We start from the raw sequence: 22,729 nt of genomic DNA on the forward strand, positions 1-22,729 counted from the left end.
GCTGGGGTGCGTGCATCGCAAGGCGGAGGATTGAGCCATGGTGATGGACGACAACGCCGCGAGGTGCGTGCCCCAGCCCCGTGACGCCGCCCCCCAATTGCCGGTCGGTCTAAGGAGCATTCCGACTAGGCTCGGTCCATGAGCTGGCTCCGGGCGCTGAGAGAGACCGCCCGCTCGGGGCTGACGATCGAGCGGCGGCGCCTCGAACCGCTCATCGCGATCCGTGGCGCGGCCGGACTCGCCCTGGTCATCGGGGTCGGCCTCGCCTTCTTCGGGCCGGTGGTCGCCGCCAGTTCCGCGTTCGGCGCGTTCCAGGCGGCCATCGCCACCTTCCAGCGCAGCTGGCGCCCCCGGCCCGTCCTGGCCCTGGTTTCCGGTGCGAGTCTCGCGGTATCGACGTTCCTCGGCTATCTCACCGGCGCCCATCTCCCGCTGTTCATGGCCCTGCTGGTCCTCTGGACGTTCCTGGCCGGGCTGGCCTGGGCGGCCGGGCCGACGGGCGGCATCATCGCCGCATCCAATGTCGGCATCATGCTGGTCACGATCACCCTCCCCACCTCCGTCGCCCAGGCGGCCGTACACGCTGTGATGATCGCGTTCGGCGGAGTCGTCCAGGCGGCGTTGATCGTCCTGTTTCCGGTACGCAGATGGGGCGCCCAGCGCGACGCCCTCGCCGACGCACTGGCGGCGGAGGCCGACTACGCCCGCAGGCTGCGCCACGACCCGGTCGCCGTGTTCGACCCGGTCCCGCTGATGACCGCCCGCAGCGCCGCCGCCGTCACCCCGCGCCAGGCCCGCCACCGCCCCGCCGAACTGCATGGCTCCCGCGGCGTCGCCGAACGGATCAGGCCGGTGCTCGCCTCGCTCGCGGACCCGGCGGTGGGCGCCCCCGCCGAAGGTCCGGAACGCGGCCGGGTCCGCGAACTCCTTGCCGCCGCAGCCTCCGTACTGGACGCCGCGGCCCGCGCGATCCGGCACGGCATCCCAGTGCGCCTTCCCGCCCCCGCCGTCGCCGCCCTGAAGACCCCCGACACCGGGGCGATCCTCACCGGAGCCGCGCGCCGTGCCGCGCGCCGCCTCGGCGCGCTGCTCGCCGATGTCATCGAGACCGCCGAGGGCGACGGGACGAAGGAGGACCGGGCGGAGGCCGATGACGCGGCCGACACGATCGCCCCGCACCGCCGCCGCCCCACCCTGCTGCGGCTGGTCCCCGTCGTCCTGCGGGCGATGCGCGCCGAACTGCGCCCCGGTTCGCCGATCCTGCGGCACGCCGTCCGGGCCACTGCTGTCGTCGCCGTCGGCTATCTCATCGGCGCCGCCCTGCCGTTCGGTCACGGCTACTGGGCGCCGATGGCCGCCGTCATGGTGATGCGGCCCGAGTTCTCCCAGACGTACGCCCGAGCCGCGGGCCGGTTCGGCGGCACGATCGTCGGGGTCTTCGTCGCCACCGCCATCGTCCGGGCCGCCCATCCCGGTGTCGGTCCCGCTGCCGCGCTCGCCGTCGGCTGCGCCCTGCTGATGTACCTGCTGATGCGCACCGGGTACGTGGTCGGCCAGGCGTGCGTCTCCGCGTACGTCGTCTTCCTGCTCGGCATGGCGGGCGACCACTGGTCGCAGACCGTGGCCGAACGCGTCGTCCTCACCCTGGTGGGCGGGCTCCTCGCGATGATCTCGTACGCCGTCTACCCGGCCTGGGAAACCCCTCGGCTGCGCAACCGGCTCGGAGACTGGCTGACAGCCGGTGGACGGTACGCCGCCGCCGCCGTCGACCAGTACGCGGATCCGGCGGAGCGCGGCCCCGAGGACGTCCGCGCCGCGCTTCTCGCCTCCCGCGTAGCCCGCGTGGCCTGGCAGGAGGCGGTCGCGAGGGCCCAGCACGAACCCGTGCGCCACCGCGGCCTCTCCCGCACGGACGCCGACGACGCCCAGCACGCCCTCGCCCAGCTGAGCCGGGCCGCGATGCTGATGGAGGCGCACCTGCCGGAGGGCGATGCCACTCCCGTCCCCGCCGCCGCGCAACTCGCCGACGCGCTGCGCCGGGCCACCGAGCAGGGCGCGAAGGACGTGCGGGAGCGCCGCGCACCGCGCTGGGACGCGGTCCGTGAGGCGCTGGAGCGGTGGGACGAGGAGGACCGACGGCGCGGGCGGACATCCGACCCGGTCGTACGGAACGGGGCCGATCTGCTGCTGGAGTCCCTGGAGGAGTTCTCCCGGGCACTGGACGGCGGCGCGGGCGCCCGGCCCGGGACGAGCGGTGCCGGACGGAGCTGAACGGTCCGGCAGCGCTCCCGCGTCACGGGGTGGGCAGGCCCGGCAGTCCCGTCGGCAGCGCACCCGGCTCCGTCTTGGCCAGCGTGTCCTTGCCGCCGGCGTCCCACTGAACGACGATCGTCCTGCCGTCGTTGGACGCGATGACTCCCATGGTGCGGGCGGTGTCGCCGTCGGTGCACTTCAGCGCCAGCATCACCTTGCCCATGTCCTTCACCTCGCCCGAGCAGACGTGGGCGTCGGCGACGAGCGCGGCCTTGCCGGCGGTGACCGACAGGGCGACGGCCTTGCCGTCGGTCACCCCGGCCCATGTCCCGTCGAGCGCCGCGGCGTCTCCCGCGGAACCGCTGTCGCTGCCGTCGGCGGGTGCCGAGGTGCGCCCGTCGGCTGCGCCCGTGTCCGAGTCGCTCTTCCCGCTGTCACTGCCGCAGCCCGTCAGTGCGACCGCGGCGGCCAGACCCGCGACGGCGACGGCGCCGGTTCGTACGAGTGGGTGCACCCGGAATTCCCCCTTGTTGACGAAAGACCGCCCAAAGTTACCAGGGCGTGCCGATCGATCTGCGGGGCAACTCCTCCTGCCGGGAGCCAAATAGACGCTGCGTTCGTCTATCTCTGCGTGCGAGCGGGCGGGCGGGCGAAGGTAAAGCTGTAATCAAGAGGACACCCCGCGTGCACGTGCATCTGCTCATGCATCGGCATATGAACACAGCTATGATCCGAACCAGTTGACACTTGCACCTTGCAACTCGGGGAGCGTCCTGTGCACCACGTGTACAACGGCATGGCCGCCACAGAGCTTCGCGGAGTCGTCTGGCAGAAGAGCAGGCACAGCAACTCCCAGGGATCCTGCGTGGAGTTCGCCAAGTTGCCCGACGGGGGTGTGGCGATGCGGAATTCACGCCACCCCGACGGTCCCGCCCTGGTCTATACGCCGGCCGAGATAGAGGCGCTGCTGCTCGGCGTGAAGGACGGGGAGTTCGATCATCTGATAGCGGGCGGCTGACCGCCGCACGGGCGGAAAGCGCAGGCCGTGCGCGCGGAACGCCGCGCCGGGCCGCGTGCGTCAGACGGTGTCGGAGAGCCGGAACAGCGCCCAGACCACCTTGCCGCGCGGCGCCTGCGAGCCCGTCGGCGGATTCTCCGGACCCAGTACGGGGGACGGGTGCCAGCCCCAGCCGTCACTGAACGACTCGACCAGGAAAAGACCGCGGCCCGACTCCGCCGAGTCCGCCGCCTCGGACGCCACCGGACTCGCCTGACTGGGGTCGCGGACCGCGCACACCAGACGTGCGGACCAGCGCATCAAGTGCAGTCTTACCGGAGCCTCCTGAGGGTCCCTCGGGGCGTCATCGGGCAGCGCGTGCCGCAGCGCGTTGGTGACGAGTTCGGAGACGACCAGGGCGACGTCGTCGAAACGGTCGCTCAGCTCCCACCGGGTCAGCGTCGCCTTGGTGAACTGGCGGGCTCCACCGACGGCTTCGTAGCGGGCCGGCAGGGTGCAGGTGGCTGATCCGGAGACGGCTGAGGGATCGATGGGGGGAAGGCCCTGCCGTAACGGCCCGAGCATCGTCGATCCATTCGTCCCCATGCGAGGCACTCCCGGGATTCGCGGCTGTAGCGGTACTGCGGCACAACACGAACGAGCACGCAGGTGCGCGGGGCCCATGGTTCCGAATGCGCTGAGCAGATGCAAGGGCAGATGCACGTGCACGCGCCGGACCTGTCCGACCCCGTGCCGGTTCTTGCTCATTTCTTCCTACGGACAGATTCATGGCTTTCTGCAAGTCTTCTCATTTCCGTAATCGAATGAGTACGGGCTGAAGCGTTTTGATGGCAGAATCCGGCTCTTGGGGTTCAGGGGGTGCCCCGATGCCCAGGAAGCGATGGGGAGGGTTGGACCAGTGGCGGCAGGCGAGTCGAGTGGATCCGTGGTACGGCGCATCCTGCTGGGCTCTCAGCTCAGGCGACTGCGTGACTCGCGCGGCATCACCCGCGAGGCGGCCGGCTACTCCATCCGTGCTTCCGAATCGAAGATCAGCCGCATGGAGTTGGGACGGGTGAGGTTCAAGGCCAGGGACGTCGAGGACCTGCTCACGCTCTACGGGGTCACGGACGAGGCGGAGCGCGACTCGCTCCTCGGCCTGGCTCGCGAGGCCAACGTGGCGGGCTGGTGGCACAGTTACGGAGACGTGCTGCCCGGCTGGTTCCAGACGTACATCGGTCTGGAGGGGGCGGCCTCGCTCATCCGGATCTACGAAGTCCAGTTCATCCATGGCCTGTTGCAGACCGAGGCCTATGCGCACGCCGTCGTCTCCCGCGGCATGTCCGGCGCCCCCGCCGCCGAGATCGACCGCAGGGTCGCGCTCCGGCTCGAGCGGCAGAAGGTCCTCGTCTCCGAACACGCTCCGAGCTTCCATGCCGTGCTGGACGAAGCGGCACTGCGCCGCCCGTACGGCGAACGCGAGGTGATGCGCGCACAATTGCGGCATCTGATCGAAATGTCGGAACAGCCGAACATCACGCTTCAAGTGATGCCCTTCAGTTTTGGCGGGCATGCCGGAGAGAGCGGCTCCTTCACGATGCTGCGATTCCCGGAATCCGATCTGTCGGACATTGTCTATTTGGAGCAGCTGACAAGTGCGCTCTATCTGGACAAGGCCGAGGAAGTCGCCCAGTACGAAAGGGCGATGACGCGGCTCCACCACGACAGTCCGGGTCCCGAAGAGAGCCGTGATCTACTCCGCGGTCTTCTCCAACTGTCCTGATTCATCAGTAAGATGACGTATCAACAGGAGTCTGCACCTGCAGTAAGGGATCGCATGTCCTTCTTCAACGAGCTGGCCAACCAGTACATCGACGGTGAGTGGCGGACCGGCACGGGCTCGTGGGACATCATCGATTTCAATCCGTACAACGGGGAAAAGCTCGCCGCCATCACCGTCGCCACCGCGCAGGAGGTCGACGAGGCCTACCGTGCCGCCGAGCGCGCCCAGCGGGTCTGGGCCACCACCAACCCGTACGAACGCCGCCTCGTCCTCGAACGCGCCCTGCGTATCACCGAGGAGCGCACCGAGGACATCATCGGGGCGATCAACGACGAACTGGGCGGCACCCGGCTCAAGGCGGAGTTCGAGATCCGCTGCGCCAAGGACTTCCTGCGCGAGGCGATCCAGCAGGCGGTGCGAGCCGAGGGGCGGATCCTGCCGTCCCCGCTGGACGGCAAGGAGAACCGCGTCTACCGGCTGCCCGTCGGCGTCATAGGCGTGATCAGCCCGTTCAACTTCCCCTTCCTGGTGACGATGAAGTCGGTCGCACCGGCCCTGGCGCTCGGCAACGCGGTCGTCATCAAGCCCAACCAGAACGCCCCCGTCGTCGGCGGCGGACTGATCGCCAAGATCTTCGAGGACGCCGGGCTGCCCGCCGGACTGCTCAACGTCCTGGTCACCGACATCGCCGAGATCGGCGACGCGCTGATAGCGCACCCCGTGCCCAAGGTGATCTCCTTCGCCGGCTCGGACCGGGTCGGCCGCCATGTCGGTGCGACCGCGGGCGGACTCTTCAAGCGGGCCATCCTCGAACTCAGCGGCAACAGCGCCCTGGTGGTGCTGGACGACGCGGACATCGACTACGCGGTCGACGCGGCCGTCTTCAGTCGCTTCGTCTACCAGGGGCAGGTCTGCATGGCCGCCAACCGCATCCTGGTGGACCGCTCACTCGCACCCGAGTTCACCGAGAAGTTCATCGCCAAGGTGGCGGCGCTCAGGACCGGCGACCCGCGCGACCCCGAAACCCAGATCGGCCCGGTCATCAACACCTTCCAGGCCGACGCGCTGACCGCGCTGGTCGACCAGGCGGTCGCCGAAGGCGCCACGGCGCTCGTACGGGGCGGCACCCGCGGCAATCTCGTCGAGCCGACAGTCCTCGCGGGGCTCCCGGACGACTCGCCGCTGCTCGCCCAGGAGATCTTCGGTCCGGTGGCGCTGCTGATGACGTTCGACGGCGAGGAGGAGGCCGTACGGATCGCCAATGACACCCCGTACGGGCTGAGCGGCGCCGTGCACACCGGGAACGTTGAGCGCGGGGTGCGGTTCGCGCAGCGCATCGTGACCGGAATGTTCCACGTCAACGACTCCACGATCGCGGACGACCCGATGGTGGCGTTCGGCGGCGAGAAGTTCTCCGGGACCGGGCGGCTGAACGGCGACGCCACCGTGGAGGCGTTCACCACCCAGAAGTGGATCTCGATCCAGCACGGCCGGACCGAATTCTCGCTCTGATGCCCGCCCGTTGAGGACGGAAGCTGTCCGCAAGGGTCCGTAGCTTGGTCGGTGTCAGGAAGACACCGAGCGCAGGCTCGGACGGTTCCGAAGGGCGGACATCATGGTCACTCACGTTCCCGCAGAGGCCCACGGCGACGAGCGCGGCGCGCTCCTCTCCTTCGTCGAGGCCCAGCGCGGCGCGATCCGGCGCTCGCTGCTCGGACTCACCGAGGAGCAGGCGGCGAGCCGGCCCAGCGCCAGCGAACTCTCCCTTTCCGGGCTGCTCAAGCATGTCGCCGAGACCGAGCTGAACTGGCTGCGCCTCGCCCAGCAGCGGCCCAATGAGAAGGCCCGCACCGAGGAGACCTGGGCGGACAGCTTCCGGCTGGTCGGGGACGAGACCGTCCCGCAGATGCTGGAGTTCTGGGCGAAGGTCGCGGCGGAGACCGAGGGGTTCATCCACTCGGTGGAGAGCATGAACGACACGTTCCCGCTGCCCGAGGCGCCCTGGTTCCCCAAGGACCAGAAGTGCTCGATGCGCTGGCTGCTGGTCCATCTCGTCGAGGAGATCGCCCGGCACTCCGGGCACGCGGACATCATCCGGGAGTCCCTGGACGGCCGGACCGCGTTCGAGCTGGTCGCCGAGGAGGCGGGCTACCCTAGTCAAAGTTGAATAGGAAGGGTGAGTGGGATGTCCGCGATCCGGCTGCTGGTCCTCGGTGCCGTGCGTCAGCACGGCCGGGCGCACGGCTATCAGGTCCGCAACGACCTGGAGTACTGGGGCGCCCACGAGTGGTCCAACGCCAAGCCGGGCTCGGTCTACCACGCCCTGAAGCAGATGGCGAAGCAAGGGCTGCTGATCGCCCATGAGATCGCCCCGAGCGCCGCGGGCGGCCCGCCCCGTACCGAGTACGAGATCACCGAGAAGGGTACCGAGGAGTACCTCTCCCTGCTGCGTGCGGCGCTGACCTCGTACGACCAGAAGATGGACGTGCTGTCGGCGGGCATCGGCTTCATCGTCGACCTGGAGCGGTCCGAGGCGGTCGCGCTGCTCAAGGAGCGGGTGGCGGGGCTGGCGGCCTGGCGGGCCTCGGTCACCGAGTACTACACGCCGCAGGACGGGCCCGAATCGCTCGGTCACATCGGCGAGATCATGAACATGTGGGTCCACTCGGCGGACGCGGGAGCCGAGTGGACGCGGGGGCTGATCGAGCGGATCGAGGGCGGCGCGTACACCTTCGCAGGGGAGGGCGATCCGTTCGTCGGGGTGCTCGCCGAGGGCGAGGAGAACCCGTACGCGACCGGTGTCCCGGATCCCGGGGATCTCGACTGATCAAGTTTGACGAATGGGTTGGCTCCGGTTACCTTTCTCCATCTAGTCAAGTTTGACTAGATGGGTGGGTGGCGACGAGAGGGTGTGGCGAGAGTGACGGACGCGATCGTTCTCGACGATGTGCACAAGAAGTACGGGGGCAGACGCGCCCTGGACGGCCTCGATCTCACGGTCGGCCGGGGCACGGTGCACGCCGTGCTCGGCCCCAACGGTGCGGGCAAGACCACGGCCGTACGCATCCTGTCCACGCTGCTCCGCCCCGACGGGGGCCGGGCCGAGGTGGCGGGGTTCGACGTACGGACCGAGGCCGGTGAGGTCCGGCGGCGGATCGGGCTGCTCGGACAGCACGCCGCCCTCGACGAGGAGCTCGGCGGACGGCAGAACCTGGAGATGTTCGGCCGGCTGCACCACCTGGGCGCACGCCGGGCGGGCGCACGGGCCGACGAACTGCTGGCCCGCTTCGGGCTCGCGGACACCGGCCGCAAGCCGGTCAAGGAGTACAGCGGCGGTATGCGCAGGCGGCTCGATCTGGCCGCGTCCCTCCTCACCGACGCCCAGGTGCTCTTCCTGGACGAGCCGACGACCGGACTCGACCCGCGCGGGCGCGCCGAGGTGTGGTCGTCGGTGCGCTCCCTGGTCGGAGGAGGTACGACCGTCCTGCTGACCACGCAGTATCTGGAGGAGGCCGATCAGCTCGCGGACCGGATCTCGCTGATCGACGGCGGCCGGGTCGTCGCGGGCGGCACCGCCGACACACTGAAGGCGCAGGTGGGCGGGGACCGTATCGACGTCGTCGTCCGTGACGCGTCCCAGCTGGACGCCGCGGCGCGGCTCCTGACGGGCGGCACGGTCCTCGACGCCGACCGGCGGCTGATCGGGGCGCCCGCCGGGGACCGGATGGCGACGCTGACCCGGACGGTGCGGGCGCTGCAGGAGGCGGGGATCGAGGCGGATGACGTCGCGGTGCGCCGCCCCACCCTGGACGAGGTCTTCATGGCGCTCACGGGCGCGGACACGGAGGTTGCCGCATGAGTGCCATCGTTTCGAGCAGCGGCACGAGCGCGCTCGGCTGGGCGCTGGCCGATTCATGGACGATGACCCGGCGCGAACTCGCCCACTGGGCGCGGCAGCCGGTGCAGATCGTCGTCGGTCTGGTCTTCCCCGTGATGCTGCTGCTGATGTTCACGTATCTGGTCGGCGGCGGCCGAGGAGTCGACGGCGACCACGCCGAGTTCCTGGTGCCGGGCATGCTCGCGCTGACCATGGCGTTCGGCCTGGAAGCAACCATGCTCGCCGTCACCCAGGACCTCACCAAGGGCGTCATCGACCGGTTCCGCGCCATGCCGATGGTGTCCGGCTCGGTGCTGGTCGGCCGGAGCGTCGCGGACATGCTCCGGTCGGTGGCGGCGCTCGCGGTGATGATCGGCGTCGGATACGCGGTCGGCTGGCGCTGGCACAACGGGGTCACCGCGGCGCTGGGCGCGGTCGGGCTGCTCCTGCTGCTGCGGTTCGCGATGCTGTGGATCGGCATCCAGCTGGCGATGGTGGCGGGGAGGCCGGAGATGGTGCAGGCGGTGCAGATCCTGGTCTGGCCGGTCGGCTTCCTCTCCAACGTATTCGCGACGCCGGAGTCGATGCCGGGCGGGCTGGGCGCGGTCGTCGAGTGGAACCCGATGTCGGCGACGGCCACGGCGGTCCGCGGGCTGTTCGGCAACCCCGGCGGTTCCGGGGGGTCCTGGGCGGCCGCCCATGCGGAACTTCTCGCGTTGGTGTGGCCATTGGCACTGATCGCGGTGTTCTTCCCGCTGGCGGTGCGGAGGTTCGCCCGGCTCGGCCGGTAGAACCCCCACCCCTGACTCAGTGATGGAACGCCGTCCTGACGTTTCGGTCGTGGCTCAGCGGATGCCGCTGGGAGCGCAGATCGGGCAGCAGCAGGCGCAGGTCCTCCATGAGCAGTTCCGCGAGGTCCGAGGAGAAACCGTTGCGGCACACCACCCGGAGCACCGACAGGTCCTGCCGGTTGGCAGGGAAGGTGTAAGCGGGCACCAGCCAGCCGTGCTCGCGCAGCCGCCGGGACACGTCGAAGACGTCGTACGCCCGCACATCGGGCGCGGTCGTCAGCGCGAAGACGGGCAACTCGTCGCCCCGGGTGAGGAGGTGGAAGTCGCCCAGCTTCTCGATCTGGGCGGCGAGTCCGCTCGCCACGTCGCGGGACGCCTGCTGAACGGCTCGGTAGCCGTCCCGCCCCAGCCGCAGGAACGTGTAGTACTGAGCCACCACCTGGGCTCCGGGCCGGGAGAAGTTCAGCGCGAAGGTCGGCATGTCACCGCCCAGGTAGTTGACCCGGAAGACGAGCTCCTCGGGGAGTTCGGCGGGCGAGCGCCACAGCGCCCAGCCGACGCCCGGGTAGACCAGGCCGTACTTGTGCCCGGAGGTGTTGATGGACGACACCCGGGGAAGCCGGAAGTCCCACACCAGGTCCTCGTCCAGGAACGGTGCCACCATCGCCCCGGACGCACCGTCGACATGGACGGGGATGTCGAGCCCGGTGCGCTCCTGCAGCGCGTCCAGGGCGGCGCAGAGTTCGGCGATGGGCTCGTACGAACCGTCGAAGGTGGAGCCCAGGATCCCGACGACACCGATGGTGTTCTCGTCGCAGAGCTCGGCGGCGGCCTGCGGGTCGAGATGGAAGCGGCCACCCTCCATCGGGACCTGCCGGGCCTCGACCTCCCAGAAGTTGCAGAACTTGTCCCAGCAGACCTGCACATTGATGCCCATGACCAGATTGGGCCGCGCGGTCGCCGGGTAGCGGTCGGCGTTCCTGGCCGCCCAGCGTCGTTTGAGCGCCAGGCCGGCGAGCATGCAGGCCTCGCTGGAGCCGGTGGTCGAACAGCCCACGGCCGTCGACGGGTCGGGGGCGTTCCACAGGTTGGCGAGCATCGCCACACAGCGCCGTTCCAGCTCGGCGGTGCGCGGGTACTCGTCCTTGTCGATCATGTTCTTGTCCCGGCACTCGCCCATCAGTGAGCCGGCCTCGGGCTCCATCCAGGTGGTGACGAAAGTGGCGAGATTGAGCCGGGAGTTGCCGTCGAGCATCAGCTCGTCATGGACGAGTCCGTACGCGGTGGAGGGCGGCAGCGGACCGTCGGGCAGCTGATGCCTGGGGGGTGCGGACGTCATACCCGCGGTCGGGTCCGCCTCCCCGAAAAAGGGGTTGAGGGCGAGCCTGCGGCGCTCCGCGGTCGGTTCCCTGCCGTGGTTCGAACCCTGATGGAGAGGCATTGGCGGACAGCCCTTCTCAGCTGGTGGTGGCTCTGACGGTGGTCTGCTCGGTGCTCGGGGTCAGCTCGCGACCGCGAGGCCGTCCTTGATGGCACGGGTGAACTTCACGACACGATCGGCCTGCACCCGGGCGGCGGTCAGCGTCTGCTCGCCGACCGGGATGTCGCCCTGCCCCGCCACGTGCGAGGTGCCGTACGGATTTCCTCGGCGACCCTGCGCAGCCGGACCTCGGCGCCCGCCTTCTCGGCGTCCTCCGCGATCGCCTTGGCCACGGTGGCCACGGTGCCGGTGGAGGAGTAATAGATGACGGCGACGTTGACGGGCGTGGGCATTGCGCGAACCTCCGTGGGGCAGGGCGAGGCATGACCATACGAATGCGACGATACGGACAACTGCCGTGACCGGCGCGTCGGACGGCACCGGGAGGGGACCCGGTTCACCGCAGCGGTGTGCCGTCCGTGCGCAGCTGCATCTGCGGCCGTCCGGTCACCAGCAGCCAGGCCGGCAGGGAGGCGACGCAGAGCAGCGGCAGCACTCCCGAGTCACTGACCAGCACCGCCGCCGTGAACAGGCTCAGCCAGCCCTGCCGGGTGACGGCCAGCAGGACCCCCAGCACCGCGCTCGGCACCGCGAGGGCCAACGGCACCGCGTCGGCCAGCGCATGGGCGCACATGCCGAGCGCGACGCCCACGAAGACGGACGGGAAGATCCGCCCGCCCCGGAAGCCACAGGTCGTGGCGATCACCAGGGCAGCCGTCTTCACCACGGCCATGGCGGCGAACTGCGCGGCCGACCAGCCGCTCGGATCGGCGCTGAGCTCCTTCGCCTCGTCCAGCCCCTTGAAGAGGGTGAGATGCCCGCCGAGCGCGCCGAGCAGCCCGAGCAGCAGACCACCGGCGGTCAGCACCAGGACCGGATGCCGCAGCGCGCGGAACGCCCGGTGCGCGTGCGGCACCGCGTACACCGCCGCCAGGCCGAGCAGCGCCCCCGCCGAGGCGATCACGGTCGACGAGAGCAGATCGCCCCAGTGCGCTCCCGGGTACGGCGGCAGCGACAGGTCGAAACTGGGATGGGCCAGCAGTGTCATGGTGAGCGCCCCCGCGGCGCCCGCCGCGAGCGGGGCGAAGAGCCGGTTCCAGAGCGCGCCCGGTTCGCCGCCGCCCGTGGTGAGCGACTCGGTGAGGATCAGGGCCGCGGCGACCGGGGTGCCGAAGAGGGCGCCGATCGTCCCGGCCGAGGCGAGCGCGATCCAGAGGTCGGCCGTACTGTCCGGGGCGGCCCGGCGGCCCAGCCAGAAGGCGAGCGCGATATTGGTGGCGGTGATCGGGTTCTCGGGCCCCAGGCTGACCCCGCCCGCCAGCGCCAGCACCGTCACGACCAGCAGCCCGGGGATGACGTCCGGAGGCAGGGGTGGATCGACCAGCCCGGTGGTGGCCGGATCGGGGCCTGCGTGGCCGTGCACCGTGCGGACGGCCAGCCCGACGGCGAGGCCGGTCGCGGTGAGCATCACGATCATCCACAGCGAGGAGTAGCGGCCGATGGAGAGCGCGTCCGGCAGCGTCTTCCAGAGCAGGTCCTGGAGTTGCTCGGCGAGCAGGCTGACGGCGAGCAGGATCAGGGCCGAGGCCATCCCGACGACCAGGGCGGGCACGATGAGGAGCAGCAGCCGGCGCGCCGGGGTGGTCCGGGCGAGAGCGACGGAGTCGGAGGCCATCGGGTCACCATAACTATGCAAAAGCCGCATAACACACCCATTGCATCGGGGTGTGAGGGCAATTCGGGCTTGCACGTCACGTCAGGGCTCAGGCTCGGGTTCGTACCGACGCACCGACGTACAGAGCGAAAGCAGAAGGGAGCGGAGAGCCGTGGACTTTTCCGTGGGACAGGTCGCCGGGTTCGCAGGAGTCACGGTGCGCCCCTGCACCACTACGACGGGATCGGACTGCTTTCGCCCAGCGGGCGCAGCCACGCGGGTCACCGGCGTTACAGCGACGCCGACCTCGACCGGCTGCAGCAGATCCTGTTCTACCGGGAACTCGGCTTCCCGCTCGAAGAGATCGCGGTGCTGCTCGACGGCCCGGCAGCGGGTCCGCAGGACCACCTGCGCCGCCAGCACGCGTTGCTGTCCGGCCGGATCGCCGAACTCCAGAAGATGGCCGCCGCCGTCGAAACAGCCATGGAGGCACGGAAGATGGGTATCAATCTCACGCCCGAGGAGAAGTTTCGAGGTCTTCGGGGCCAAGGATGCGGAGGGCGCGGAGCGCCGTTGGGGCTCCACCGCCACGTACGCGGAGTCACAGCGCCGGGTGGTCCGCTACACCAAGGACGACTGGAAGCGGATGGAGGCCGAGGTCGCCGAGTGGAGCGAGGCGTACACCGCGGTGATGGAGGCGGGCGAACCCGCCACCGGGGAGCTTGCGATGGAGCTCGCCGAGGCACACCGGCTCCGCATCTCCACATGGTTCTACCTCTGGTCTCGCCCAATGCTCCGCTGTTCAGGGCGGGGGTGAAGGGCTCCTTGTCCCGGAGGCGCGGAGCGCCGGAGCTCGTTGCGCCTTAAAAACGGTGAGTGTCACGCGGGTCGCTGTTGGTTTTCGATGTATTGGCGGACGGCGGTGAGCGGTGCGTCGCCGCAGGACCCGGCGAAGTAGGAGCCGGACCAGAAGTGCCCGCCCCACAGGTGGCGGCGGATGAGCGTGTCGTATTCCTGTCGCAGATACCGGGAGGAGACGCCCCTGAGGCTGTTGACCAGCTTCGACAGGGCGACCTTCGGCGGATAGTGCACCAGCAGGAATCTCCCTCGCTCACGAGGGAGAGCACTTCAAGAGTGCACCTACGAGATCCATCGTGGGCTCGGCGAGATGTACGTCGGCGACCCGCAGTTCCGCGCCTACTACGAGTCGATCGGGCCCGGCCTGGCCGAACACCTGCGGGATGCGATCAATGCCAATGCGGAGCGCCGGGCGTAACTCCAGGTACGGGGGTCGAGAGCGCCTCGGCCCCCGTCGGTGTCCGTCGGGACGGTCAGGCCTTCTCGACGACGGCCGCCGTGCCGTACGCGCAGACCTCCGTGCCCGCGTCGGCCGCCTCCGTCACATCGAACCGCATCATCAGCACCGCGTTGGCGCCGCGCGCCTTCGCCTGCTCGACGAGCCGCTCCATGGCCTGATTGCGGGTCTGGACAAGAGTCTTGGTCAGCCCCTTCAGCTCGCCGCCGATCATCGACTTCAGCCCGGCGCCGATCTGGCTGCCGAGGTGACGCGAGCGCACGGTCAGACCGAACACCTCACCGATCACCCGGGTCACCCGGTACCCGGGGACGTCGTTCGTGGTGACGACCAGGACATCGGACTGTGCCGTCTGCCCGCCGCCGTAATCCTCAATGCCCATCGTGTGGCACCTCCTGGGGACAGCTTTGTCCCGGTTCACCCGGTGTGCATCCCCGCGCGGTCCACTGGAACCCGGAGCTGTCTTCCGGCGTTGATAGCTTTGGGCGCTACGCAGCTGCCATCGACCGATCCTGGAGCCCGGACCTTTGAATACGCTTGCGCTCGGACCGAGCTGGCTGGACCCGGACCATCTCATCGGGCAGTTCGGACTGCTCGGTGTGCTGGTCATCGTCTTCGCCGAGTCCGGGCTGTTGATCGGCTTCTTCCTGCCCGGCGACTCCCTGCTGTTCACCACGGGTCTGCTGGTGACGACGGACAAGCTGCACACCCCGCTGTGGCTGGTCTGCGTCCTGGTGGCGCTGGCGGCGATCATCGGCGACCAGGTGGGCTATCTCTTCGGCCGCAAGGTCGGACCTTCGCTCTTCAAGCGCCCCGACTCCCGCCTCTTCAAGCAGGAGAACGTCGAGAAGGCCCACGAGTTCTTCGAGAAGTACGGGCCGAAGTCGCTGATCCTGGCCCGCTTCGTGCCCATCGTGCGTACGTTCACCCCGATCATCGCCGGTGTGAGCCGGATGAACTACCGCTCGTTCATCACGTTCAACATCATCGGCGGCGTGCTGTGGGGCGTCGGGGTCACCCTGCTCGGCGCCGGGCTCGGGCAGATCGAGCTCGTCCGCAAGAACATTGAGGCGATGCTCATCCTGATCGTGCTGATCTCGGTGGTGCCGATCGCTGTCGAGTTCCTGCGCGCCCGCAGCCAGTCGAAGAAGGAAGCGGCCGCCGGGGGCGGCGAGGGCCGGGGCCCGATCGCCGGCGGTGGCGCCCCGTCCACGGGCCAGCGCGGCCGCCACGCCAAGCGCTGACCGCTGCTCGATACGGGGCCCGTACCCGGGTCAGAAGCCGCGCGTCCGCTTGGCCGCGCGGCGGTTCGCCCCGCCGACCGCTCCGGGCACCCGCATGAACAGCCGGGAGATCTCGCTTCCCAGATTCACCCCGATCGCGATGGCCAGCGCCGTCGCCACCGCGGTCGACAGCGAGGCGAGCCCGCGGACCAGATCGTTCTGCGCGACACCCAGCAGACCGAAGTACGTCGCCGAACCCGGCAGCAGCGGACCGATCGCGGCCGTGATGAACGGCAGCGACGAGGTGTACCGGTACCGCGAGAGCAGCTGCCCGAACAGCCCCACCAGCCCGGCGGCCACCGCCGTGGCCGCCACCGGCGAGATACCCCCGGTCCGGGCCATCGCCCCGTAGATCACCCACGCCACACCGCCGTTCAGGGTCACCGCGAGCACCGTGGACCGCTCCTGCTGCAACAGGATCGCGAAGGCGAAACAGAGGGCCATCGACGCCAGGATCTGCACCACCGGCCGGTCGTGGGCCACGAACCGCGTCTCCGGATTGAGCTGGGCGCCCAGCTGCACTCCCAGATACAGGACCAGCAGCACCCCGGTGACGATGCCGATGAAGAAGTACGTGACTTCGAGGAGCCGGGCCGCCGCGGTGATGTAGAAGCCGGTCAGGCCGTCCTGGACGCCCGCCACCAGGGCCCGCCCCGGCAGCAGCGCGAACAGCCCACCGGTGATGACGGCGGACGGCCGGATGTCCGTCGAGTGGGTGAGGGTCAGCGCGACCCCCATCGCGGCCGGGGGCATCGCCGCCACCACGAACTGGTAGAACTCCGGCAGCCCGCGCCCAGCGCAGAGCCAGGCGAGCCGGTCGCCGAGCATCGCGCCGACCGCCGCCGCCACGAAGACCAGTGCGTTACCACCGACCAGCACCGATGCCGCACCCGCCAGCCCGCCAGCGGCCAGTGTCAGCACCCAGCCGGGGTACGGATGCCGGTTGCGGCGGATCTCGGCGAGCCGCCGGTACGCCTCCTCCAGGGAGACCTCGACGTCCTCGTGGGTGATGTCGTCGATGAGCCGGAAGACGGCGGCCAGCCGGGTGTAGTCGGTGCCGCGGCGGCGTACGGTACGGCTCGCCGTCACCGGGTCGTCGACCAGCGACGGCTGGTGCGAGATCGACAGCAGGGTGAAGGTGACCGTCGGCTCGCACCGGTCGAGACCGTACGAGCGGGTCACCGCGAACATCGCGGCCTCGACGTCCTCCGCGCCCTCACCACCCGCGAGCAGCAGCTCCCCGATACGCAGCGTCAGGTCGAGCACGCGCGGCACCGCGGGTCCCGTGTCGTCGGGCTTCTGCACCGGCTCGGGCGCCGGCCGCTCGGCGACCGGCATCCGCAGCATCGTGCGCATCCGGTCCTGCCAAGGAGCTTCCTTGGTCAGCCGGATCATCGGGATGCCGTGCGCGGGAGTGAATGCGGGCGGCGACTGGCTGGCGCTGTACGTGCTCGGCGGGGCGAAGGCCGAACCGATCGTGTCCGAACCCGAGCCCGGGCCGGAACCCGGTCCGGAGCCGGAAGCGGAACCTGCTCCCGGGCCGGATCCGGACCCCTGCGGTTCGGTCGCCAGACCGGCCGGGAGGGCGAACTCCGATGTGGGGTGGTCGTCCTCGTGCGGCGCTGCGGGGCGCCCCACCCCGGCCGGCGGGGCAAAGGCGCTGCGCGCCTCGTCGGACTGGGGCTTCTGATCCTCGGGACCGCCCGGTTCCGCCACCACTGGACCTTGCTCCTTCTTGGCTGCGCGTCTTGGGTTGCGCTCCTGCCCAGTATGGGCACGGACATGGGCGCACATGCGAAACGGGCGGCACACCGGTGAGGGGTGTGCCGCCCGTTCCTTGCGCCGAACTCTTTACGGAACCGCAGCCGGAACCGTAAGCGGAACCGGGATCACGCCTGTGCGGCGGTCACGGACACCGCAGTGTCAGTGCTTGCCGCCCTGCGCCTCGAGGCGCTTGTAGGAGGCCTCGATCTCGGCCTCGGCCTCGGCGCGGCCGACCCAGTCGGCACCCTCGACGGACTTGCCGGGCTCCAGGTCCTTGTAGACCTCGAAGAAGTGCTGGATCTCCAGGCGGTCGAACTCCGACACGTGGTGGATGTCGCGCAGGTGCTCCACCCGCGGGTCGGAGGCCGGGACGCACAGCAGCTTGTCGTCGCCGCCGGCCTCGTCCGTCATGCGGAACATGCCGATGGCGCGGCACTTGATGAGGCAGCCGGGGAAGGTCGGCTCGTCCAGGATGACCAGCGCGTCCAGCGGGTCGCCGTCCTCGCCGAGGGTGTTCTCGACGAAGCCGTAGTCCGCCGGGTAGCTGGTCGAGGTGAAGAGTCGACGGTCCAGGCGGATCCGACCGGTCTCGTGGTCCACCTCGTACTTGTTCCGCGAACCCTTCGGGATCTCGATGGTGACGTCGAACTCCACGGGTGGCTCCTCCATGATCAACACATACGACTGGTGATTAAGTGTCCCCCACGGAGATGTGTGCTCGCGAAAGGGGCTGGTCAACGGTGGCCGAGCCGGTGAAAAGACCGTCGATCAACCCGTTGCGCAAGCCGACCGTGGCGGGCTGCCTGAACAAGGTGAACGGATGGAGCAACTGGCAGTTCACGGCAGGCTCCGCCGTCCTCGGCCTGGCGCTTGCAGCCGGCGCCGTCCTCGCCGCCGGTCCCTGGGACTCGGGTCAGCGTAAGGCCGAGCAGCAGTGGGCAGCCGCCCGGGACCGCACAGGTGGCGCACATCACGAAGCCGGCGCGCCCGCCGCGCCCGCCGCGCCGGCCCCCGCCCCCAGTGCCCCGGCCGTCCTCGCGGCCCTCGGCACCCGGGTCGACGAGGCCGCCCCGGACGAGCCGGACACCCCGGACGGAGCGGCGGCCGCTCTCCGCACCACCCTCGACAAGCTGCTGGCCTCCTCCGCGCTCGGCACCGTCCGTACCGCCGTCGTCATCGACACGGCCACCGGCAAGCGGCTGTACGGGAAGGGTGCCGACACCGCGATGACGCCCGCCTCCACCGTCAAGATCGCCACCGCCGTCGCCGCACTCTCCGCCCTCGGCCCCGACCATCGCATCGCCACGACCGTCCAGGCATCCCCGGACTCCCGCACCCTCACCCTCGTGGGCGGCGGCGACCCCACTCTCGACAAGGCGGCGCTGCGCGAACTGGCCGCCGGGACCGTACGAGCCCTGCGCGACCGCGGCGTCGACTCCGTCCGGCTCCGGTACGACACCTCCCGGTACTCCGGCCCCGCCCTGCACCCGATCGGCCCCAACGAGAACATCGCCCCGGTCAGCGCCCTGATGCTGGCCGAGGGGCGGCTCGACCGGACGGACAGCGGACCCGCCCCGCGCAGCGGCGACCCGGCCGGTGACGCCGCCCGCACCTTCGCCGGACTCCTGAACGACGCCGGTATCGGCACCGGGTCCGCCCCCGCGCGGGGGCGCGCCGCCGCCGCGTCCCGGCCGGTCGCCAAGCATCTCTCGGCCCCACTGTCCGCCCTGGTCGAACGGGCCCTGACCAACAGCGACAACGACATCGCCGAGGCGTTGGCCCGGCAGACCGCCCTGGCCGCCGGCGAACCGGCCGACTTCGACGGCGGCCGACGGGCCGTCACCGCCCGGCTGAAGAAGCTGCACCTGCCGCTGGCCGGCGCGAACTTCGCCGACGGCAGCGGACTGAACCGCAAGGACAAGGTCACCGCCGGGCTGCTGGCGGGCCTCCTCGCCCGCGCCGCCGAACCCGGCCGCCCCGAGCTGCGCCCGGTCCTGACCGGCCTTCCGGTGGCCGGTTTCACCGGCACGCTCAGCAACCGGTACACCTCGACCTCGCGCGGCACCGGACTGATCCGCGCCAAGACCGGCACCCTCACCGGGGTGAACACCCTCGCCGGGACGGTCGTGGACGCACGGGGCCGGCTGCTCGCCTTCGCCTTCCTGGCGTCCGGCACGACGTCACCGTCCGAGGCCCAGTCCGCCCTCGACGCCCTCGCCACGAGCCTCGCCGTCCGTACCCGATGAGCCGGTCAACAGCACACCGCGGACGGACCCGAGCACGTACGGTTGACGCATGACGAGCATCGGTGGTGCCGAGATGGTCGACTGGAATCTCGCGGTCGCGACCGCGACCCGGCTCGTGCGGCCGGGACCCGACATCAGCCGCGAGGAGGCCCGCGAGGTCGTCGCGGAGCTCCGCAGGCATGCCAAGGCGTCGGAGGAGCACGTCCGTTCCTTCACCCGGATGATCCCGGAGGGGGCCGAACCGGAGGACACCCCGGTCCTGGTCGTCGACCGGGCCGGCTGGATCAGGGCGAACGTCGCGGGCTTCCGCGAACTGCTCCGCCCGCTCCTGGCAAAAATGGAGAACCGACGCTCCGGCAGCCCCGGCGGAGCCGTGCTCGGCGCGGTCGGCTCCAAGGTGACCGGCGTCGAGCTGGGCATGCTGCTGTCGTTCCTGGCCTCCCGGGTCCTCGGACAGTACGAGACGTTCGCCCCTGCGAGCCGTGAGCTCCCGGCCTCCCTCAGCGGCGGCGGCAGACTGCTGCTCGTCGCCCCGAACGTCGTCCACGTCGAGCGCGAACTCGACGTCGACCCGCACGACTTCCGGCTCTGGGTCGCGCTCCACGAGGAGACCCACCGCACCCAGTTCACCGGTGTCCCCTGGCTCCGCGACCATCTGCAGGGCGAAATCCAGTCATTCCTCGACGAGACCGACGTCGACCCGATGACCGTGCTGGAACGGCTCCGCGAGGCCGCCCAGTCGCTCGCCGGCAGCACGCCCGAGGGCGAGGAGGGCGAGGACGGCGGCCGCAGCCTCGTCGAGATCGTCCAGACGCCCGCCCAGCGCGAGATCCTCGGCCGGCTCACCGCCGTGATGTCCCTGCTCGAAGGACACGCCGACTACGTGATGGACGGTGTCGGCCCCGAGGTCGTCTCCTCCGTCGGAGAGATCCGGGAGAAGTTCCAGCAGCGCCGGGCGCGCGGCGCCAGCCGCCTCGACCAGGCGTTGCGCAAGCTCCTCGGCCTCGATGCCAAACTGCGCCAGTACCGGGACGGCGCGCGGTTCGTGCGCGCCGTCGTCGACGAGGTCGGCATGGACGGCTTCAACCGGGTCTGGACCTCCCCGAACACGCTCCCCACCAAGGCCGAGATCGCCAAACCGGCGGACTGGATCGCGAGGGTGCACCGTAAGGCAGAGTCGTGATCATGAGGCGGCCGACGGGGGAAGCCGGAAGACGTACGCCCCGGTAATCACCCATCCGAGGGACCGTAGGGGCATGGGAAGGCGTGCAATGCTCGATGAACGGGCTTGACTCTGTCACCATCGACGCACTCTGGGTGACGGCACTCTTCCCGTTCCGACGCTCCGAGGCACCCCCAAAACTTCACGAAGGGCACCGGACATGGGTCCCCATCCTGCGGTCGCGGCGATACGCCTGGCGGTCCGCCGCGTACTCCACGACGTACTGAACGAATTCGCCGAACGCACCGAACGCACCGAACGCACCGAACGCGCCCCGCGCCCCGAGCTCGCCGAAGCCGGCCCGGGCAGGCGGCGCCCCGCGCTCCCCGGACGCCCCGACGCCCCGCTGGTGCTGGTGGCCTGCTCCGGCGGCGCCGACTCCATGGCGCTCGCCTCCGCCCTCGCCTTCGAGGCCCGCAAACTCGCCGTCCGGGCCGGCGGCATCACCGTCGACCACAACCTCCAGGACGGGTCCGACGTCCGCGCCGCCGAGGTCGCCGCCCGCCTCGCCGCCATGGACCTCGACCCGGTGGAGGCCGTCGCCGTGCACGTCGGCCGCGACGGCGGACCCGAGGCCGCCGCCCGCGACGCCCGCTACGCAGCCCTGGACGCCGCGGCCGAGCGCCACGGCGCCGCCGCCGTCCTGCTCGGCCACACCCGTGACGACCAGGCGGAGACCGTCCTGCTCGGCCTCGCCCGCGGCTCCGGTATCCGCTCGCTCTCCGGCATGGCCGCCGCCTCCGGCCCGGCCGGCCGCTACCGCCGCCCCTTCCTGCAGCTCGACCGGCAGACCGCCCGCAAGGCGTGCCTGGTCCAGTCACTGTCCGTCTGGGACGACCCGCACAACGTCGACCCCGCCTACACCCGCTCCCGGCTGCGCCACGAGGGCCTGCCCGCCCTGGAGAAGGCCCTCGGCAAAGGCGTCGTCGAGGCCCTGGCCCGTACCGCGCAGCTCTCCCGCGACGACGCCGACGCCCTGGATACCTGGGCCGCCGAGGCCGACACCGCCGTACGGGACGACGCCGGGCAGCTGGATTGCGCCAAGATGTACGCGCTGCCCCCCGCCGTACGCCGTCGGGTGCTGCGCCGGGCGGCCGTAGAGGCAGGCGCTCCGGCCGGTTCCCTCTTCGCCCGCCACATCGAGGAAGTCGACCGACTGATCACCGGCTGGCGCGGCCAGCAGGCCATCAACCTGCCCGGCCGCGTCGAAGCCCGGCGCCAGGGTGGCAGACTGGTGATTCGGCAGAGCTGAAGCACAAGCGGCTGACATGCAGGCGAGCGGCCGCGCACGGCCGGGGCACCACCCCGGACCGGGCAGGCAAAGAAAGAGACGTGGGTGAACGAGAAGGACATGGGCACCGACCTTCAGTCGGTGCTTCTCACCAAGGAAGAGATCGACGCGAAGCTCGTCGAGCTGGCCGCGAAGATCGACGCGGAGTACGCGGGCAAGGACCTGCTCATCGTCGGCGTCCTCAAGGGCGCCGTGATGGTGATGGCGGACCTCGCGCGCGCGCTGTCCACCCCCGTCACGATGGACTGGATGGCCGTCTCCTCGTACGGAGCGGGCACCCAGTCCTCCGGTGTCGTCCGGATCCTCAAGGACCTGGACACCGACATCAAGGGCAAGCACGTCCTGATCGTCGAGGACATCATCGACTCGGGCCTGACCCTGTCCTGGCTGATGTCGAACCTGGGCTCGCGTGAACCCGCCAGCCTGGAGATCTGCACCCTGCTGCGCAAGCCGGATGCGGCGAAGGTCGCGCTCGACTGCAAGTGGGTCGGGTTCGACATCCCCAACGAGTTCGTCGTCGGCTACGGGCTGGACTACGCGGAGAAGTACCGCAACCTGCCCTTCGTCGGCACGCTCGCCCCGCACGTCTACGGCGGCTGAAGGCCCCGCAGGCCTCCTCCGGCCCGCACCCGACCCGGGTGCACCCCCGGGAACCACTGACGGGTTCCCGCCGTTGGAGCCTTTGAAGGCCGGTTTGACAGACGGCCCAGGCGGTCGCAGGTGACAATGCTGGGGTACCGTCCGAAGAACAGTCTTTTCTCACAGCAGCATTT

The 22,729-nt window shown here is 70.3% G+C and carries 20 protein-coding genes and 4 pseudogenes; 15 read left to right on the top strand and 9 right to left on the bottom strand.

All coding sequences use genetic code 11. The annotated features are described in order from the left end of the window. Positions 1 to 138: 138 nt before the first annotated feature. Positions 139 to 2,271: an FUSC family protein gene (locus ACWD6R_RS28045; protein WP_451821250.1), complete on the top strand. Its 2,133-nt coding sequence runs from the start codon at positions 139 to 141 to the stop codon at positions 2,269 to 2,271. Between the two features lie 22 nt (positions 2,272 to 2,293). Here ACWD6R_RS28045 and ACWD6R_RS28050 read toward each other — a convergent pair whose 3' ends face one another. After that, the gene (locus ACWD6R_RS28050; protein WP_451821251.1) at positions 2,294 to 2,767 is read right to left on the bottom strand and encodes a hypothetical protein; all 474 of its coding nucleotides are present in this window, start codon (positions 2,765 to 2,767) and stop codon (positions 2,294 to 2,296) included. 261 nt (positions 2,768 to 3,028) lie between these two features. Between ACWD6R_RS28050 and ACWD6R_RS28055 the strand changes: the two genes are divergently transcribed. Further along, positions 3,029 to 3,271, top strand: coding sequence for a DUF397 domain-containing protein (locus tag ACWD6R_RS28055; RefSeq protein ID WP_384364997.1), 243 nt, complete (start codon positions 3,029 to 3,031; stop codon positions 3,269 to 3,271). A 60-nt stretch (positions 3,272 to 3,331) separates the two neighbouring features. Here ACWD6R_RS28055 and ACWD6R_RS28060 read toward each other — a convergent pair whose 3' ends face one another. Then, the gene (locus ACWD6R_RS28060) at positions 3,332 to 3,856 is read right to left on the bottom strand and encodes an ATP-binding protein (RefSeq protein ID WP_451821252.1); all 525 of its coding nucleotides are present in this window, start codon (positions 3,854 to 3,856) and stop codon (positions 3,332 to 3,334) included. Between the two features lie 295 nt (positions 3,857 to 4,151). On the opposite strand from ACWD6R_RS28060, the gene ACWD6R_RS28065 reads away from it, so the two are divergent. The 6 genes from ACWD6R_RS28065 (at position 4,152) to ACWD6R_RS28090 (ending at position 9,701) form a co-directional block, all read left to right on the top strand. After that, entirely contained in the window at positions 4,152 to 5,033 is an 882-nt protein-coding gene (locus tag ACWD6R_RS28065; RefSeq protein WP_451821253.1) for a helix-turn-helix domain-containing protein, read from the top strand. 54 nt (positions 5,034 to 5,087) lie between these two features. Then, positions 5,088 to 6,545, top strand: a complete 1,458-nt coding sequence (locus ACWD6R_RS28070; protein WP_451821254.1) for an aldehyde dehydrogenase family protein — start codon at positions 5,088 to 5,090, stop codon at positions 6,543 to 6,545. Between the two features lie 103 nt (positions 6,546 to 6,648). Further along, positions 6,649 to 7,200, top strand: a complete 552-nt coding sequence (locus tag ACWD6R_RS28075) for a DinB family protein (RefSeq protein ID WP_451821255.1) — start codon at positions 6,649 to 6,651, stop codon at positions 7,198 to 7,200. Positions 7,201 to 7,218: 18 nt separating this feature from the next. After that, on the top strand, positions 7,219 to 7,860 hold the full coding sequence (locus ACWD6R_RS28080; protein WP_451821256.1) for a PadR family transcriptional regulator: 642 nt from the start codon (positions 7,219 to 7,221) through the stop codon (positions 7,858 to 7,860). Positions 7,861 to 7,953: 93 nt separating this feature from the next. Further along, positions 7,954 to 8,892: an ATP-binding cassette domain-containing protein gene (locus ACWD6R_RS28085; RefSeq protein ID WP_451821257.1), complete on the top strand. Its 939-nt coding sequence runs from the start codon at positions 7,954 to 7,956 to the stop codon at positions 8,890 to 8,892. Beyond that, the gene (locus tag ACWD6R_RS28090; protein WP_451821258.1) at positions 8,889 to 9,701 is read left to right on the top strand and encodes an ABC transporter permease; all 813 of its coding nucleotides are present in this window, start codon (positions 8,889 to 8,891) and stop codon (positions 9,699 to 9,701) included. Before ACWD6R_RS28085 ends, ACWD6R_RS28090 begins: the two co-directional genes overlap by 4 nt. Positions 9,702 to 9,717: 16 nt before the next feature. Here the strand turns inward: ACWD6R_RS28090 and ACWD6R_RS28095 are convergent, their stop codons facing one another. From ACWD6R_RS28095 to ACWD6R_RS28105, 3 genes and pseudogenes are all read right to left on the bottom strand, one after another. Beyond that, positions 9,718 to 11,142 carry a glutamate decarboxylase gene (locus ACWD6R_RS28095; RefSeq protein WP_451821259.1) on the bottom strand — a complete coding sequence of 475 codons (1,425 nt, stop codon included), beginning with the start codon at positions 11,140 to 11,142 and terminating at the stop codon, positions 9,718 to 9,720. Positions 11,143 to 11,202: 60 nt separating this feature from the next. Continuing rightward, positions 11,203 to 11,474: pseudogene (locus tag ACWD6R_RS28100) on the bottom strand (flavodoxin domain-containing protein). A gap of 104 nt (positions 11,475 to 11,578) precedes the next feature. Beyond that, complete coding sequence (locus ACWD6R_RS28105) at positions 11,579 to 12,856, bottom strand: ion channel protein (RefSeq protein ID WP_451821260.1); 1,278 nt, start codon at positions 12,854 to 12,856, stop codon at positions 11,579 to 11,581. A 151-nt stretch (positions 12,857 to 13,007) separates the two neighbouring features. On the opposite strand from ACWD6R_RS28105, the pseudogene ACWD6R_RS28110 reads away from it, so the two are divergent. Further along, positions 13,008 to 13,643 (top strand): annotated as a pseudogene (locus ACWD6R_RS28110) (MerR family transcriptional regulator); the annotation flags it as partial. Between the two features lie 71 nt (positions 13,644 to 13,714). On the opposite strand, the pseudogene tnpA reads toward ACWD6R_RS28110, so the two are convergent. Beyond that, positions 13,715 to 13,933, bottom strand: a pseudogene (gene tnpA, locus ACWD6R_RS28115) (IS200/IS605 family transposase); the annotation flags it as partial. A gap of 40 nt (positions 13,934 to 13,973) precedes the next feature. Between tnpA and ACWD6R_RS28120 the strand changes: the two are divergent. Continuing rightward, positions 13,974 to 14,111: pseudogene (locus tag ACWD6R_RS28120) on the top strand (TipAS antibiotic-recognition domain-containing protein); the annotation flags it as partial. A 55-nt stretch (positions 14,112 to 14,166) separates the two neighbouring features. Here ACWD6R_RS28120 and ACWD6R_RS28125 read toward each other — a convergent pair. Then, positions 14,167 to 14,532: a YbjQ family protein gene (locus tag ACWD6R_RS28125; RefSeq protein ID WP_451821261.1), complete on the bottom strand. Its 366-nt coding sequence runs from the start codon at positions 14,530 to 14,532 to the stop codon at positions 14,167 to 14,169. A 145-nt stretch (positions 14,533 to 14,677) separates the two neighbouring features. Here ACWD6R_RS28125 and ACWD6R_RS28130 point away from each other — a divergent pair, with 145 nt between their 5' ends. Next, entirely contained in the window at positions 14,678 to 15,394 is a 717-nt protein-coding gene (locus ACWD6R_RS28130; RefSeq protein WP_451821262.1) for a DedA family protein, read from the top strand. A gap of 30 nt (positions 15,395 to 15,424) precedes the next feature. Here the strand turns inward: ACWD6R_RS28130 and ACWD6R_RS28135 are convergent, their stop codons facing one another. Then, complete coding sequence (locus ACWD6R_RS28135) at positions 15,425 to 17,152, bottom strand: threonine/serine ThrE exporter family protein (RefSeq protein WP_451821263.1); 1,728 nt, start codon at positions 17,150 to 17,152, stop codon at positions 15,425 to 15,427. A 204-nt stretch (positions 17,153 to 17,356) separates the two neighbouring features. Continuing rightward, complete coding sequence (locus ACWD6R_RS28140; protein ID WP_037691000.1) at positions 17,357 to 17,851, bottom strand: inorganic diphosphatase; 495 nt, start codon at positions 17,849 to 17,851, stop codon at positions 17,357 to 17,359. A gap of 86 nt (positions 17,852 to 17,937) precedes the next feature. Between ACWD6R_RS28140 and dacB the strand changes: the two genes are divergently transcribed. The 4 genes from dacB (at position 17,938) to hpt (ending at position 22,556) form a co-directional block, all read left to right on the top strand. Beyond that, positions 17,938 to 19,443 carry a D-alanyl-D-alanine carboxypeptidase/D-alanyl-D-alanine endopeptidase gene (gene dacB / locus ACWD6R_RS28145; protein ID WP_451821264.1) on the top strand — a complete coding sequence of 502 codons (1,506 nt, stop codon included), beginning with the start codon at positions 17,938 to 17,940 and terminating at the stop codon, positions 19,441 to 19,443. A 49-nt stretch (positions 19,444 to 19,492) separates the two neighbouring features. Next, positions 19,493 to 20,626 carry a zinc-dependent metalloprotease gene (locus tag ACWD6R_RS28150; RefSeq protein ID WP_451821265.1) on the top strand — a complete coding sequence of 378 codons (1,134 nt, stop codon included), beginning with the start codon at positions 19,493 to 19,495 and terminating at the stop codon, positions 20,624 to 20,626. A 199-nt stretch (positions 20,627 to 20,825) separates the two neighbouring features. Next, a complete protein-coding gene (gene tilS, locus ACWD6R_RS28155) occupies positions 20,826 to 21,917 on the top strand; it encodes a tRNA lysidine(34) synthetase TilS (RefSeq protein WP_451821266.1) in 1,092 nt (363 codons plus the stop codon). A gap of 99 nt (positions 21,918 to 22,016) precedes the next feature. Next, on the top strand, positions 22,017 to 22,556 hold the full coding sequence (gene hpt, locus ACWD6R_RS28160; protein WP_072487175.1) for a hypoxanthine phosphoribosyltransferase: 540 nt from the start codon (positions 22,017 to 22,019) through the stop codon (positions 22,554 to 22,556). Positions 22,557 to 22,729 lie beyond the last annotated feature (173 nt).

The organism is Streptomyces sp. NPDC005151 (genome assembly GCF_053599875.1).

Excerpts from the sequence above, each read along its gene's own strand:
- ACWD6R_RS28045 (WP_451821250.1), top strand. The coding sequence starts at position 139 with ATGAGCTGGCTCCGGGCGCTGAGAGAGACCGCCCGCTCGGGGCTGACG.
- ACWD6R_RS28070 (WP_451821254.1), top strand. The coding sequence starts at position 5,088 with ATGTCCTTCTTCAACGAGCTGGCCAACCAGTACATCGACGGTGAGTGG.
- ACWD6R_RS28095 (WP_451821259.1), bottom strand. The coding sequence starts at position 11,142 with ATGCCTCTCCATCAGGGTTCGAACCACGGCAGGGAACCGACCGCGGAG.
- ACWD6R_RS28080 (WP_451821256.1), top strand. The coding sequence starts at position 7,219 with ATGTCCGCGATCCGGCTGCTGGTCCTCGGTGCCGTGCGTCAGCACGGC.
- ACWD6R_RS28060 (WP_451821252.1), bottom strand. The coding sequence starts at position 3,856 with ATGGGGACGAATGGATCGACGATGCTCGGGCCGTTACGGCAGGGCCTT.
- ACWD6R_RS28065 (WP_451821253.1), top strand. The coding sequence starts at position 4,152 with ATGGGGAGGGTTGGACCAGTGGCGGCAGGCGAGTCGAGTGGATCCGTG.
- ACWD6R_RS28150 (WP_451821265.1), top strand. The coding sequence starts at position 19,493 with ATGACGAGCATCGGTGGTGCCGAGATGGTCGACTGGAATCTCGCGGTC.
- ACWD6R_RS28105 (WP_451821260.1), bottom strand. The coding sequence starts at position 12,856 with ATGGCCTCCGACTCCGTCGCTCTCGCCCGGACCACCCCGGCGCGCCGG.
- ACWD6R_RS28090 (WP_451821258.1), top strand. The coding sequence starts at position 8,889 with ATGAGTGCCATCGTTTCGAGCAGCGGCACGAGCGCGCTCGGCTGGGCG.
- ACWD6R_RS28125 (WP_451821261.1), bottom strand. The coding sequence starts at position 14,532 with ATGGGCATTGAGGATTACGGCGGCGGGCAGACGGCACAGTCCGATGTC.
- hpt (WP_072487175.1), top strand. The coding sequence starts at position 22,017 with ATGGGCACCGACCTTCAGTCGGTGCTTCTCACCAAGGAAGAGATCGAC.
- ACWD6R_RS28075 (WP_451821255.1), top strand. The coding sequence starts at position 6,649 with ATGGTCACTCACGTTCCCGCAGAGGCCCACGGCGACGAGCGCGGCGCG.
- tilS (WP_451821266.1), top strand. The coding sequence starts at position 20,826 with ATGGGTCCCCATCCTGCGGTCGCGGCGATACGCCTGGCGGTCCGCCGC.